The organism is Verrucosispora sp. WMMA2121, from assembly GCF_027460185.1.
GTDB lineage: Bacteria > Actinomycetota > Actinomycetes > Mycobacteriales > Micromonosporaceae > Micromonospora > Micromonospora palythoicola.
The window spans coordinates 3,432,200-3,446,502 of the sequence record NZ_JAPZBH010000006.1; the positions used below are offsets into that span (position 1 = coordinate 3,432,200).

Annotated in this window: 9 protein-coding genes; 8 read left to right on the forward strand and 1 reads right to left on the reverse strand. The window is 69.5% G+C overall.

All coding sequences use genetic code 11. The features are described 5' to 3' along the window. Positions 1-274: 274 nt before the first annotated feature. Complete coding sequence (locus O7605_RS24395; protein WP_269741312.1) at positions 275-3,277, forward strand: glycoside hydrolase family 95 protein; 3,003 nt, start codon at positions 275-277, stop codon at positions 3,275-3,277. A gap of 191 nt (positions 3,278-3,468) precedes the next feature. Here O7605_RS24395 and O7605_RS24400 read toward each other — a convergent pair whose 3' ends face one another. Beyond that, entirely contained in the window at positions 3,469-4,779 is a 1,311-nt protein-coding gene (locus O7605_RS24400; protein WP_269741313.1) for a hypothetical protein, read from the reverse strand. A 481-nt stretch (positions 4,780-5,260) separates the two neighbouring features. On the opposite strand from O7605_RS24400, the gene chvE reads away from it, so the two are divergent. From chvE to O7605_RS24435, 7 genes are all read left to right on the forward strand, one after another. Further along, positions 5,261-6,391, forward strand: coding sequence for a multiple monosaccharide ABC transporter substrate-binding protein (gene chvE, locus O7605_RS24405; RefSeq protein WP_269741314.1), 1,131 nt, complete (start codon positions 5,261-5,263; stop codon positions 6,389-6,391). Positions 6,392-6,472: 81 nt separating this feature from the next. Further along, positions 6,473-8,020: a multiple monosaccharide ABC transporter ATP-binding protein gene (gene mmsA, locus O7605_RS24410; protein ID WP_269741315.1), complete on the forward strand. Its 1,548-nt coding sequence runs from the start codon at positions 6,473-6,475 to the stop codon at positions 8,018-8,020. Further along, positions 8,017-9,264, forward strand: a complete 1,248-nt coding sequence (gene mmsB, locus O7605_RS24415) for a multiple monosaccharide ABC transporter permease (protein ID WP_269741316.1) — start codon at positions 8,017-8,019, stop codon at positions 9,262-9,264. Before mmsA ends, mmsB begins: the two co-directional genes overlap by 4 nt. A 111-nt stretch (positions 9,265-9,375) precedes the next feature. Further along, a complete protein-coding gene (locus tag O7605_RS24420) occupies positions 9,376-10,671 on the forward strand; it encodes an ROK family transcriptional regulator (protein ID WP_269741317.1) in 1,296 nt (431 codons plus the stop codon). A 118-nt stretch (positions 10,672-10,789) separates the two neighbouring features. Continuing rightward, a complete protein-coding gene (gene araB / locus O7605_RS24425) occupies positions 10,790-12,460 on the forward strand; it encodes a ribulokinase (protein WP_269741318.1) in 1,671 nt (556 codons plus the stop codon). Further along, the gene (locus O7605_RS24430) at positions 12,457-13,149 is read left to right on the forward strand and encodes an L-ribulose-5-phosphate 4-epimerase (protein ID WP_269741319.1); all 693 of its coding nucleotides are present in this window, start codon (positions 12,457-12,459) and stop codon (positions 13,147-13,149) included. The genes araB and O7605_RS24430 overlap by 4 nt, the downstream gene beginning before the upstream one ends. A gap of 122 nt (positions 13,150-13,271) precedes the next feature. Continuing rightward, a complete protein-coding gene (locus O7605_RS24435; protein WP_443083963.1) occupies positions 13,272-14,279 on the forward strand; it encodes an ABC transporter substrate-binding protein in 1,008 nt (335 codons plus the stop codon). The last annotated feature ends 24 nt before the right edge of the window (positions 14,280-14,303 follow it).

Genomic DNA, 14,303 nt, shown 5'->3' on the forward strand with positions numbered 1-14,303 from the left:
ATGAATATCGTGGAGCGAGTCGCTCGCCCGATGGGTGGCCCGGCACGACCGGGCCTCTGCGGGGGTGTGACAGCGCGTGCCCTGAATCGTCTAACGCCTGGTAGAGGCACGTTATCTGGTCGGCGGAGGAGTCGCCGAGGGATTGAATCGACCGTTGCCTATTGCGCTGCCCGGCGATAACATTCGCGAAACACATCAGACGTATGAGCCGTTCTGGGCCTGCCGGCGATCAGTGAGGCTTCGCCTGGCCGGATCGGTCACGGTTGGAGGATCGATGTCAGACCTGACTCGACGGCAGGCTCTCAAGATCGGCGGGGCGGGTGCCGGTGGCGCCCTGCTACCGCTGCCGTGGACCGCCGTGGCCCGGGCGGATTCGGCGGCACCGCCGCAGGTGCTGGCCGCCGGTGACCTGGCGCTCTGGTACGACGAGGCCGCCGGCACCGACTGGCTGCGGGCACTGCCGATCGGCAACGGCCGCCTCGGTGCCATGGTCTTCGGCAACGTCGACGCGGAGCGGCTGCAGCTCAACGAGGACACCGTCTGGGCCGGCGGACCGCACGACCCGAGCAACCCCCGTGGGCTGGGCGCGCTGGCCGAGATTCGGCGCCTGGTGTTCGCCAACCAGTGGAGCCAGGCGCAGAACCTGATCAACCAGAACATGTTGGGCAACCCGGTCGGGCAGTTGGCGTACCAGACCGTCGGCAACCTCCGGCTGAGCTTCCCGACCTCCGGCGGGGCCTCGCAGTACAACCGGCACCTGGACCTGACCACCGCGACGACGAGCGTGTCGTACGTGATGAACGGCGTGCGGTACCAGCGGGAGACCTTCGCCAGCGCACCGGACCAGGTCATCGCGATGCGGCTGACCGCCGACCGGACCGGCTCGATCACCTTCACCGCCACGTTCGACAGCCCGCAGCGGACCTCCGTGTCCAGCCCGGACGGCACCACCATCGCCCTGGACGGCGTCTCCGGCAACCAGGAGGGCGTCAACGGCGCGGTGCGCTTCCTGGCGCTGGCCAACGCCACCGTCAGCGGCGGCACCGTGAGCAGTTCCGGTGGCACGTTGCGGGTCACCGGCGCCACGAGCGTGACCCTGCTGGTCTCGATCGGCTCCAGCTACGTCAACTACCGCAACGTCGGCGGCGACTACCAGGGCATCGCGCGGCGTCACCTCACCGCCGCGCGCGCCAGCAGCTACGACCAGCTGCGCGGTCGGCACGTCGCCGACTACCAGGCGCTGTTCGGGCGGGTCAGCCTCGACCTGGGCCGTACCTCCGCCGCGGACCAACCGACCGACGTGCGGATCGCGCAGCACAACAGCGTCAACGATCCGCAGTTCTCCGCACTGCTGTTCCAGTTCGGGCGGTACCTGCTGATCTCGTCCTCCCGGCCGGGCACCCAGCCGGCAAATCTCCAGGGCATCTGGAACGACTCGCTGACCCCGGCCTGGGACTCGAAGTACACCATCAACGCCAACCTGCCGATGAACTACTGGCCGGCCAACACCACGAACCTGTCCGAGTGCCACGAGCCGGTCTTCGACATGGTCCGGGATCTCGCGGTGGCCGGGGCCCGCACCGCCCAGGTGCAGTACGGTGCCGGCGGCTGGGTCACCCACCACAACACCGACGCGTGGCGGGCCACCTCGGTGGTCGACGGGGCGTTCTGGGGCATGTGGCAGACCGGCGGCGCCTGGCTGGCCACCTTGATCTGGGACCACTACCTGTTCACCGGGGACGTCGAGTTCCTCCGGGCGAACTATCCGGCGATGAAGGGCGCGGCGCAGTTCTTCCTCGACACCCTGGTGACCGAGCCGAGCCTCGGCTATCTGGTGACCAATCCGTCGAACTCGCCGGAGATCGGTCACCACGCCGACGCGAGCGTGTGCGCGGGGCCCACGATGGACAACCAGATCCTGCGGGATCTCTTCGACGGATGCGCCCGGGCCAGCGAGATCCTCAACACCGACGCCACCTTCCGGGCGCAGGTCCGGGCGACCCGGGACCGGCTCGCGCCGAACCGCATCGGGTCGCGCGGCAACATCATGGAGTGGCTCTACGACTGGGTCGAGACCGAGCGGAACCACCGGCACATCTCGCACCTCTACGGACTGGCACCCAGCAACCAGATCACCCGGCGAGGCACCCCCCAGCTGTTCGAGGCGGCCCGGCGCACCCTGGAGATCCGGGGCGACGACGGCACCGGCTGGTCGCTCGCCTGGAAAATCAACTTCTGGGCCCGGATGGAGGAGGGCAACCGGGCCCATGACCTGATCCGCTTCCTGGCCACCCCGGCCCGGCTCGCGCCGAACATGTTCGACCTGCACCCGCCGTTCCAGATCGACGGCAACTTCGGCGCCACCGCCGGCATCGCGGAGATGCTGCTGCACAGCCACGTCGGTGAACTGCACATCCTGCCGGCGCTGCCGGCGGCCTGGCCCAGCGGACGGGTCACCGGACTGCGTGGCCGGGGCGGTCACACCGTCGGCATCACCTGGAGCAACGGCCAGGCCACCGAGATCCTGGTCCGGCCGGATCGGGCCGGCACCGTCCGGCTGCGGGGTCGGATGTTCACCGGCAACCACACCGTGGTCGATGCCGCCGACGGCACCGCGGCCCGGACCACGAAGGTCGAGAACGACCTGATCGAGGTGACCGTGGCGGCCGGACGCACCTACCGGGCCACCGGGTCGGGCGGCACGCCGACCGCGCCGCCGCTGGAGCAGAGCTTCACCAACGTCAGTACCACGAACGACAACAACACCGGCGCCGGAAATTTCGACGGCAACGGTGCCACCCTCTCCGCGCAGGCACTGGCCCAGGCCGGGGTCACGCCCGGCAGCACGGTCAGCCGCAACGGGGTCACCTTCCGGTGGCCGAACGTGGCGCCGGGCGGTGCGGACAACGCCGTCGCCTCCGGGCAGTCGGTCGGTCTGACCGGCACCGGCCGGACGCTCGGCTTCCTCGCCACCGGCACCTACGGGGCCGTGTCGGGCACGGCCGCGGTGGTCTACGCCGACGGCACCCGGCAGACGTTCACCCTCAGCACCCCCGACTGGTACGGCGGTCCGCACGCCGGTGGCACCGCCGCCGTCGTGATGGCGTACCAGAACCGGCCCGGCAACCAGCGGCACAACACCGCCGCGTGCGTTTACTACGTCGGGGTGGCGTTGCAGAACAAGCCGGTGGCCCGGGTGGAGCTGCCGAACATCAGCGCACGTCCGGCGGCGAACGTGCCGACGATGCACATCTTCGCCATCGCGATCGGCGGCTGACAGTCGAGGCGGATCTCCCGGGCCGCCGCCGACAGCTCCAGCGAACCCGTCCCGAAGGCTCGCCGGCCGTGACAGGGGATGTCGCGGCCGGCGAGCCGGAGCGGTGGGCCAGGAACGTGCCGCGGGTCGCCGCCGGGACCTGGCCGCGACACCGCCGACGTTCCTGGCCCACCGGGCCTAGCCGGTCGTGCTCACTTCCGCTGGGCCAGCAGCCACTGCAGGATGCTCTGGTCGTGGTAGGTCGGGCCGTAGGCCGCGTGGTGGTCGGGCAGCGTGAACGCCTCGTTGCCGTACTCGGTGTAGTGCAGCAACTCGGCGATCTGCGCTGACGACAGACCCCGCGCCTCGTACGCCGACCGCAGCGCCGCCCGGGAGTTGCGGGCCAGCGAGATGTTCAGCAGGTGGTCGTTGACACCGTGGGTGATCCACAGCGGGATCTCGGCGGCGGCGATGGCCGTCGCCTGGCCGGCGCTGACCTGGAATCCACCGGTGACCAGGCCGGCGGTGAACAGGTCGGGACGCGTGGCGAACGCCTCCCACAGCAGCCGCGAGCCGTAGGAGACGGTGGTGGCGTACACCCGCTCGGTGTCCACCGCGTGCTCCTTGCTGAACTGCTCGACCAGCTTGACCAGCAACTCCGCCTCGGCCACGTCGCCGACCCGCTGGTGCTGCGGAGCGAGCACGATGGCGTCCTCCCGGCTGCCGGTGACGCTGGGCTGGAGCCAGGCCGTCGCCGGGATGTCGGCGGCGATCTGTACGCCCGTGTTGTCGCCGTCCCAGCCCATGCCGTGCCCGGGCAGCACGACCATGAGCGGGTACTTCCGGCCAGGCTGGTAGTTCTTCGGCAGGTGGTAGTGGTACGGCAGCACCATGCCGCCACTGAGGTACGAGCCGTAGCGGAACTGGTCGACGAGCAGGTTCACCGGTGCCTCCGTGACACCGTGCGAGGTACCCGGTGAGCCCTTGGCCAGCACCGGCCCGGCACCCTTGCCCCTGCCCGGTTGGGCGTGCACGTCCTTGCGCTGGGTCACCCGGGTCGGCAGCTCCGGGTTGACCTTCACCGTGCACAGGAAGGTCGGGCACTTGGAGACGATGACCGTCCAACCGGCGTTCTGGTCGGGGTCCAACTCGACGATGACGTACCTGCCGGGTACGGACCGACGGTCGGCGCGGACGGTGGCGGTGCTGTTGGTGTAGGTGTGGGTGATGGTCCGCGCGGTCAGTTTGGGCAGGTCCTCGATGGGGTTGAAGCGGAAGTTGTAGCTGGTGTCGGAGACCGCGAAGGTCGAGTTGTCGAGCTTGCGGGGGTTGACCGTGGCGCCGTACTCGACGGCTACGGCGGAGACCTTCTGGCCGTAGGTGTAGACCGTGGTGATGGGGGTGACGCTGCGGATGCCACCGCTGCCGCCGCCGTGGTCCCTGGTCGCGGCGTAGGCGGCGGTGCCGGACGTGGCGAGCAGCAGCACCGCGGTGACGGAGACGAGCGTCCTGCGCAGTCTCATCGGCCCTCCTCGTTGGACGCGTCCGTCTGGTCCGGCTACGTGCCGGAGCGGCTCGGTCGAACTCCGAAACAGCGGGCGCTAAACTGATTTAGCAGAGCATCGATGTCGGCCCGGCCCGTGTCAAGGCCACCTTGGTAACGACGTCGAAACCGAGTGTTCACATCGAGGCTGCGTCGAGGTGTGCCGATCGTCGAATCGTCGCGTGTGGACGCGGGGGTGTCCGTCGGGCCTGGCTTGCCGTATTCTCTGACGTCGATGATCGCCGCCGCCCGGCCCGGGCGACCTCCCGGTCGCCCCTCGTGATCAGTGCCTTGACCTGCGACGACTCGGTCGGATGGATGAGCGCGGCGTTCGTTACGAGACCGTGACCGCGGGATTTCGAACCAGGTGTTGACCTAGGCATTGTGAGCGCTAACACTTGGGCCCCAAGTGCGACCCGCGCAGCCGGTGCGACGGCGCGAGTTCCAGATTGGGGAAGCCAGTGAACAGACGAGTCCTGGCCGCTCTCGGTAGCGCCGTCCTGGCGCTGAGCATGGCGGCCTGTAGCGGCGACGGTGCCGGCAGCGGCGGAAACGACAGCGACCAGCCCGGCGACCTGACCATCGGCGTCTCGATGCCGACCCAGACCTCCGAGCGGTGGATCGCGGACGGCAACTCCGTCAAGGAGAAGCTCGAAGCCAAGGGCTACCAGGTCGACCTCCAGTACGCAGGTGACGACATCCCCACCCAGTCCCAGCAGGTGGACCAGATGATCACTCGGGGTGCCGACGTGCTCATCATCGCGGCGATCGACGGCACGGCGCTGAGCGGGCAGTTGCAGGCGGCGGCCGACGCGGACATCCCGGTCATCGCCTACGACCGGCTGATCCGGGACAGCCCGAACGTCGACTTCTACGTCAGCTTCGACAACTACAAGGTCGGCGTCGCCCAGGCGACCGCCCTGCTGGTCGGCCTCGGCGTGCAGACCAAGGACGGCGCGAAGGGTGAGGCGAAGGGCCCGTTCAACATCGAGTTGTTCGCCGGGTCGCTCGACGACAACAACGCCCACTTCTTCTTCGACGGTGCGATGGACACGCTGAAGCCGTTCATCGACGACGGCACCCTGAAGGTGACCTCCGGGCAGACCAGCATCGAGCAGGTGGCGATCCTGCGGTGGCAGCAGGAGGCCGCGCAGAAGCGGATGGAGGACCTGCTGACCTCCAGCTACAACAGCGGCACCAAGGTCGACGGCGTGCTGTCGCCGTACGACGGGCTGTCCCGGGGCATCATCACCGCCCTGCAGAACGCCGGCTACAAGGGGGCGGACTTCCCGGTGGTGACCGGTCAGGACGCCGAGATCGCCTCGGTGAAGCTGATCGACGACGGGGTGCAGAGCTCCACCATCTTCAAGGACACCCGACTGCTGGCCGAGCAGGCCGTCATCGCCGCCGAGGCGTTCCTGACCGACAAGGCGCCGGAGGCCAACGACACCGAGACGTACAACAACGGCGTCAAGGTCGTCCCGTCGTACCTGCTGCCGGTCCAGACGGTGTACAAGGACGACATCAAGCCGGTCCTGATCGACTCGGGCTACTTCACCGCCGAGGAGGTCGCCGCCGGCCAGGCCGGCTGACGGCACCGCCGGGCTCGGTGGCGGCGACCGCCGCCGAGCCCGGCGACACCCCTGACACCCACGACGATCTGGAGGCTCAGGATGGTGGGCACGGACGACAACATCCTCGAGATGCGTCGCATCACCAAGACCTTCCCGGGCGTGGCGGCGCTCCAGGACGTCACCCTCGCGGTACGCCGTGGGGAGATCCACGCCATCTGCGGCGAGAACGGCGCCGGCAAGTCCACCCTGATGAAGGTGCTCTCCGGGGTCTACCCCTCGGGCAGCTACGACGGCGAGATCCTCCTCGACGGCGAACCGGTGCACTTCAAGAGCATCCGGGACAGCGAGCACCGAGGCATCGTCATCATCCACCAGGAACTCGCCCTGGTGCCGTACCTGTCGATCGCCGAGAACATCTTCCTCGGCAACGAGCAGCGCGGGCCCGGCGGGCTGATCGACTGGAACCGCACCAACGCCGAGGCGGCGAAACTGCTCGCCTCGGTGGGGCTGGCCGAGAATCCGATGACGCCGGTGGTGCAACTCGGCGTCGGCAAGCAGCAGCTGGTCGAGATCGCCAAGGCCATCTCCAAGAAGGTGCGGCTGCTCATCCTCGACGAGCCGACCGCCGCCCTCAACGACATCGACTCGGCCCACCTGCTCGACCTGATGCGCCGCCTGCGCGACGAGGGCATCACCTGCATCATGATCTCGCACAAGCTCAACGAGATCACCTCGATCGCCGACTCCACCACCGTGCTGCGGGACGGGCGGACGGTGGAGCGGCTCGAGATGACCTCCGGCGAGGTGACCCAGGAACGGATCATCCGGGGGATGGTCGGCCGCGACATCGACAGCTTCTACCCCGACCGGGTCTCCACACCGGGGGAGGAGGTGTTGCGCATCGAGGACTGGTCGGTGCGCCACCCGACCCAGGACCGGCTGGTCGTCGACGGCGCGAACCTCAACGTGCGCGCCGGCGAGGTCGTCGGCATCGCCGGCCTGATGGGCGCCGGTCGGACGGAACTGGCGATGAGTGTCTTCGGGCGCTCGTACGGTCGGGACATCACCGGTCGACTGTTCGTGCACGGTCGGGAGGTCAGGGCGCGCACCGTCGCGGAGGCCATCCGCAACGGCATCGCGTACGCGACGGAAGACCGCAAGCGCTTCGGCCTGAACCTCATCGAGGACATCCGGCGCAACGTCTCGGCCGCCGGGCTGCGCCGGCTCGCCCGGCTCGGCTGGGTGAACGACAACGAGGAGATCAAGGTCGCCGAGTCCAGCCGGCGCGACATGAACATCAAGGCGCCGAGCGTGATGTCGGTCGTGGGCAAGCTCTCCGGCGGCAACCAGCAGAAGGTCGTGCTGTCGAAGTGGCTGTTCACCGACCCGGAGGTGCTGATCCTGGACGAGCCGACCCGGGGGATCGACGTCGGGGCGAAGTTCGAGATCTACACGATCATCAACCGGTTGGTGGCCGACGGCAAGGCCGTCATCATGATCTCGTCGGAACTGCCGGAGCTGCTCGGCATGTGTGACCGCATCTACACGCTGTCGGCCGGGCGCATCACCGGCGAGGTGCCGGTCGCCGAGGCGACCCAGGAAAAGCTCATGGAACTCATGGCGAAGGACAAGGAAAGCGTCGGATGACCAGCACCAAGCCCACCTCGACCGACCGGAAGTCGGCCGAGAGCGCTTCCGCCGCCGCACTGCACGTCGGCACCAGCGACCCACGTTCGCTGATCATGAACAACCTGCGGCAGAGCGGCATCTTCGTCGCCCTCGTCGTCATCGTCGCCCTGTTCGCGTTCCTGACCGACGGTCTGTCGCTGAGCCCGGGCAACATCACCAACATCGTGCTGCAGTACTCCTACATCCTGGTGCTCGCCATCGGCATGGTCATCGTGATCATCGGCGGGCACATCGACCTCTCGGTCGGCTCGGTGGTGGCGCTGACCGGCGCGGTCTCCGCCGTGGTCGTCATCCGGCAGGGACAACCGTGGTGGGTCGGTGTGCTGGCCGCCCTGGTGGTCGGGATCGCGGTCGGCGCCTGGCACGGCTTCTGGGTGGCCTACGTCGGCATCCCGGCCTTCATCGTGACCCTCGCCGGCATGCTGCTGTTCCGTGGCCTCACCCTGCGGGTGCTGGACAACATCTCGCTGTCGCCGTTCCCGGCCGAGTACAACCGGATCGCGGCCGGATTCCTCAACGGACTCATCGGTGGCGACGGCTACGACGCCTTCACCCTGCTCATCGGTGGCATCGCGGTGGCCGGCTACGTGGTCAGTTGCTTCCGCACCCGGGCGGCCCGCGTCCGCTACCAGCAGCCCGTCGAGTCCTTCGCGTTGTTCGTCGCGCGGATGGCGCTGGTCGGTGCCGTGGTCATGTGGTTCGCCTGGCAACTGGCCCACGCGCGTGGCCTGCCGATCGTGCTGATCATCCTGGCCGCCCTGGTGCTCGTCTACGGGCTGCTCACCCGGCGTACGGTCTTCGGCCGGCAGGTCTACGCGATCGGTGGCAATCTGTCCGCGGCGATGCTGTCCGGGGTCAAGGTGCGCACCGTGAACTTCTGGATCTTCGTGAACATGGGCTTCCTGTCCGCGGTGGCCGGCATCATCTTCTCCTCCCGTTCCAACGGGGCGCAGCCCGCGGCGGGCAACATGTTCGAACTCGACGCGATCGCGGCGGCGTTCATCGGCGGTGCGGCGGTCACCGGTGGCGTCGGTACCGTCGTCGGCGCCATGGTGGGCGGGCTCATCATGGCGGTGATGAGCAACGGGATGCAGCTCATGGGGGTGGACCAGTCGTTGCAGTCGGTGGTCAAGGGCCTCGTGCTGCTGGTCGCCGTGGCCTTCGACGTCTACAACAAGCGCCGCGCCGGTGCCAGCCGCTGAGCGAGGCGTCGGCGCCGGGGCCGGTATCGACGCTTGACGTCGACTCACCGCGCGGAAACACTTCGTCGGGTCAGCTCCGCGTCGCCCGGAGCTGACCTCGCGGAGGTCGGATTGGTCCAGGAGGAGATCCGCCGGCGCAACGCCGGCACGCTGTTGCGGCAGGTGCATCTGCGTGGCCCGCTGTCCCGGGTCGAGCTGGGCGAACGGATGGGCCTGAACCGCAGCACCATCATGGCGTTGACCACCGAGCTGAGCCGGGCCGGTCTCGTCGACGAACGGTCGCCGGTGGACACCGGCCGTGCCGGGCGCCCGTCCCTGGTGGTGCGACCGGCCGCCGAGCGCTGCTACGTCCTGGCCTTCGACGTCGCCGTGGACCGGTTGGTCGCCGCCCGGGTCGGACTCGGCGGGATGATCCTGGACCGGCGGGAGGCGGTGCGTCCGCGCGCCGGGCCGGACCTGCACGACGTGGTAGCGGTCCTCGCCCGCTTCGGGCGGCAACTGCACCGGGCGGCACCGCCCGACGCCCGCTGCGTCGGCGTCGGCGCGTCGTACTGCGGCATGATCCGGCCGGGCGACGGGATGGTGCGGTACGGGCCCGACCTCGGCTGGGTCGACCAGGCGTTCGGCGACGAACTCGGCCGCCGGCTCGAACTCGGCCTGCCGGTGGCGGTGGGCAACGAGGCCCACCTCGGAGCCCAGGCGGAGCAGCAGCGGGGTGCGGGTGTCGGCCTCGACGATCTCGTGTACCTGCACGGCGACGTGGGCGTCGGTGGCGGCATCGTCGTCGGTGGGCGGCTGCTGGGTGGCGACAGCGGCTACGGCTGCGAGTTGGGGCACATGGTGGTCAATCCGTACGACGGACGGCCCTGCGGTTGTGGCTCGTCGGGTTGCCTGGAGGCGGAGGTCGGGGAGCGGGCGCTGCTCGACGCCGCCGGTCGGCCCGCCGAGTTGTTCGGGCGTGACGCGGTCCGGACGGTGGCCGACGATGCCGACCGTGGCGATCCGGCGGCGCGGGAGGCGCTGCGCCGGATCGGCGACTGGCTCGGCATCGGGGTGGCGAACCTTGTCAACCTGTTCAATCCCGGCATGGTGGTCTTCGGCGGGATGCTGTGCGACCTGTATCCGGGGGCCGCCGCGCAGGTGCGCGCCCGCATCGCTCGTCACGTGCTGCCGGTGGCCCGGGAGACGGTACGGCTGCGTACCGCGGCCCTCGGCGACGACGCCACCCTGGTCGGCGCGGCGGAGCTCGGTTTCGCCCGGTTGCTCGACGATCCGCTGGCGGTGTTCACCGAAGCGGTGCCGTCGACCGTCGGGGCCCGGCCGGCGAAGGGTTCGCGGGGGAGCCCGGAGACGAGCGCACGGGCGGTCGGCACCGGAATCGCGGTCGATGCGGTGGCAGCGGGGTAGCCGACCGGGGGGTGGGCCTGCGACCATGCAGTCCGTTACGGAGCTGTTGCCGGGAGGTGTCTTGACGACATCGGATGTGAGCGTTAACACTGAGGTCCGTCATCGGCCGGAGGTGAAGATGAGCGGTGTGGCAGCGGGCGACAAGTACGTCGTCGGCGTCGACTACGGCACCCTGTCGGGGCGGGCTCTGGTGGTCCGCGTCCGCGACGGTGCCGAGCTGGGAACCGCGGTGCACGAGTACCGCAACGCGGTGATCAGCTCCGCGCTGCCGGACGGAGGTACGCCGCTGCCGCCGGACTGGGCGTTGCAGGATCCGGAGGACTACCGCGAGGTGCTGCGCCACGCGGTGCCGGCGGCGGTGGCCGCGGCCGGGGTCGACCCGGTCGACGTGGTGGGCATCGGCATCGACTTCACCGCCTGCACCGTGCTGCCGACGCTGGCCGACGGCACGCCGTTGTGCGAGGTGCCGGAGCTGCGGCAGCGACCGCACGCCTGGGTGAAGCTCTGGAAGCACCACGCCGCCCAGCCGCACGCCGACCGGATCAACGCCCTGGCCCACGAGCGTCGCGAGCCCTGGATCGGTCGCTACGGCGGCAAGATCTCGGCGGAGTGGCAGTTCGCCAAGGGCCTGCAGATCCTGGAGGAGGATCCGGAGGTCTACCACCGGGCGGAGCGGTTCATCGAGGCGGCGGACTGGATCGTCTGGCAGTTGTGCGGCGTCGAGACCCGCAACGTCTGCACCGCCGGCTACAAGGGCATCCGCCAGGACGGCAGCTACCCGTCGGCGGACTACCTCACCGCGCTCAACCCCGGTTTCGGTGACTTCGTGGCCAAACTGGACGGCCCGTTGCTGCCGCTCGCCGAGCGGGCCGGCGGGCTCACCGCTCGCGCCGCGGCCTGGACCGGGCTGTCGGAGGGGATCGCCGTCGCGGTCGGCAACGTCGACGCGCACGTGACCGCGGCCGCCGCCCAGGCGCTCGACCCGGGCCGGCTGGTGGCGATCATGGGAACGTCGACCTGCCACGTGGTCAACGGCACCCACCCCGCGGAGGTGGCCGGGATGTGCGGGGTGGTCGACGGTGGCATCAGCTCCGGTGCGTGGGGCTACGAGGCCGGGCAGAGCGGTGTCGGCGACATCTTCGGCTGGTTCGTCAAGCACGCCGCCCCGGCCGGCGTCGACTCGCACGAGCGACTCACCGAGCTGGCCGCCGCGCAGCCCGTCGGCGCGCACGGTCTGGTCGCGCTGGACTGGTGGAACGGCAACCGGTCGCTGCTGGTCAACCACGACCTCAGCGGGCTGATCGTCGGGCTGACCCTGGCGACCCGCCCGGAGGACGTCTACCGGGCCCTGCTGGAGGCGACGGCGTACGGCACCAGGATGATCATCGAGGCGTTCGTCGAGGCCGGTGTGCCGGTCGACGACCTGGTGATCGCCGGTGGCCTCACCTCGAACGAGCTGCTGATGCAGATCTACGCCGACGTCACGAATCGGCCACTGGGGATCATCGGCTCGGCGCAGGGGCCCGCGCTCGGCTCGGCGATCCACGCCGCCGTGGCCGCCGGCGCCCATCCCTCGATCCACGAGGCGTCGCGGGCGATGGGTCGGATCGCGGCGGCGGTCTACCGGCCGGATCCGGACCGGGTGCGCGCCTACGACGCGCTCTACGCCGAGTACCGGGCGCTGCACGACCACTTCGGTCGCGGCGCCAACGACGTGATGCTGCGGCTGCGGGCGATCCGCAACGCGGCAGTTGAGTCGGCGTCGTCGCCGCAGGAGGTGTTCGCGTGAACGTCGAAGTGAGCCGACAGATCAGCGAGTTGCGCGAGAGCGTGGCCCGGCTGCACGGGGAACTGACGCGGTACGGCCTGGTCGCCTGGACGGCCGGCAACGTCTCCGCCCGGGTCCCCGGTCACGACCTCATGGTGATCAAGCCGAGCGGTGTCGACTACGACGACCTGTCCGCCGACAACATGGTGCTCTGCGACCTCGACGGCATGCCGGTCGAGGGGGAGCTGTCGCCGTCGAGCGACACCGCGGCGCACGCCTATGTCTACCGCGCCATGCCCGAGGTGGGCGGCGTCGTGCACACCCACAGCACGTACGCCACCGCCTGGGCGGCGCGGGGCGAGTCGATCCCGTGCCACCTCACCGCGCAGGCTGACGAGTTCGGCGGGGAGATCCCGGTGGGCCCGTTCGCCCTGATCGGCGGCGACGACATCGGCAAGGGAATCGTCAGCACCCTCACCGGGCACCGCTCGCCCGCGGTGCTCATGCGCAACCACGGCGTCTTCACCATCGGGCGTACCGCCCGGGCCGCGGTCAAGGCCGCGGTGATGTGTGAGGACGTCGCCCGAACCGCGCACCTGACGCGTGCGCTCGGGCAACCGGTGCCGATGGCGCAGGCCGACATCGACGCCCTCTACGACCGCTACCAGAACGTCTACGGCCAACGTTCATCGCCTCCGGCGAATTCCTGACCGACCCGGTGATCCGGGTCGCCTGGCACCACCTGACACACAGATTCCGCACCACCAGCGCTGGCTGCTCGTGCACCTCCGCGGCCGGCGTGGACAACCGCACCCCCACCCGAGGAGATCCGATGAGGAACATGCGAATGCCCATGGCGCGTCGGCGCGCCATCGCGGTCGTCGCCGCCGTGCTGCTCGCCGGCGGCGTGGCGGCCTGCGGCAACAGCGACACCGGCGGCGGCAACGACGGCGGCGGCGACGACAAGCTCGTCCTGGGCTTCTCCCAGGTCGGCGCGGAGAGCGGCTGGCGTACGGCCAACACCAACTCCATCAAGGAGGCGGCGGCCGAGGCCGGCATCGAACTGAAGTTCGACGACGCGCAGCAGAAGCAGGAAAACCAGATCAAGGCCATCCGTAACTACATCCAGCAGAAGGTCGACGTGATCGCCTTCTCGCCGGTGGTGGAGTCGGGCTGGGACACGGTGCTCAAGGAGGCCAAGGACGCCGGCATCCCGGTCATCCTGACCGACCGCGCCGTGGACTCCGCCGACAAGTCGCTCTACAAGACCTTCCTCGGCTCGGACTTCGTCAAGGAGGGCCGGCTCTCCGGCGAGTGGCTGGTGGAGAACAAGAAGGACGCGACCGGCGACGTGAACATCGTCGAGTTGCAGGGCACCACCGGCTCCGCCCCGGCCAACGACCGGAAGAAGGGCTTCGCCGAGGCGATCGCGGCCGACCCCAAGCTGAAGGTCATCGCTTCCCAGTCCGGCGACTTCACCCGCGCGGGTGGCAAGCAGGTCATGGAGCAGTTCCTGAAGGCTCACCCGAAGATCGACGTGCTCTTCGCGCACAACGACGACATGGGTCTGGGTGCGCTGGAGGCGATCACCGCGGCGGGCAAGGAGCCGGGCAAGGACATCACCATCATCACCATCGACGCGGTCAAGGACGGCATGCAGGCCCTGGCCGACGGCAAGTTCAACTTCATCGCGGAGTGCAGCCCGCTGCTCGGCCCACAGCTGATGGACCTGGCCAAGAAGGTGCACGCCGGTGAGGAGGTGCCGCCGCGGATCGAGACCGAGGAGACCACCTTCACCCAGGAGCAGGCCAAGGAGGCCCTGCCCAACCGCAAGTACTGATGACGCACGGGGCCGCCGCACCGA

What these genes read in the sequence shown, in the direction of transcription:
- O7605_RS24400 (WP_269741313.1), bottom strand. Translation starts at nt 4,779, where the DNA reads ATGAGACTGCGCAGGACGCTCGTCTCCGTCACCGCGGTGCTGCTGCTC.
- O7605_RS24435 (WP_443083963.1), top strand. Translation starts at nt 13,272, where the DNA reads ATGAGGAACATGCGAATGCCCATGGCGCGTCGGCGCGCCATCGCGGTC.
- mmsA (WP_269741315.1), top strand. Translation starts at nt 6,473, where the DNA reads ATGGTGGGCACGGACGACAACATCCTCGAGATGCGTCGCATCACCAAG.
- O7605_RS24395 (WP_269741312.1), top strand. Translation starts at nt 275, where the DNA reads ATGTCAGACCTGACTCGACGGCAGGCTCTCAAGATCGGCGGGGCGGGT.
- araB (WP_269741318.1), top strand. Translation starts at nt 10,790, where the DNA reads ATGAGCGGTGTGGCAGCGGGCGACAAGTACGTCGTCGGCGTCGACTAC.
- mmsB (WP_269741316.1), top strand. Translation starts at nt 8,017, where the DNA reads ATGACCAGCACCAAGCCCACCTCGACCGACCGGAAGTCGGCCGAGAGC.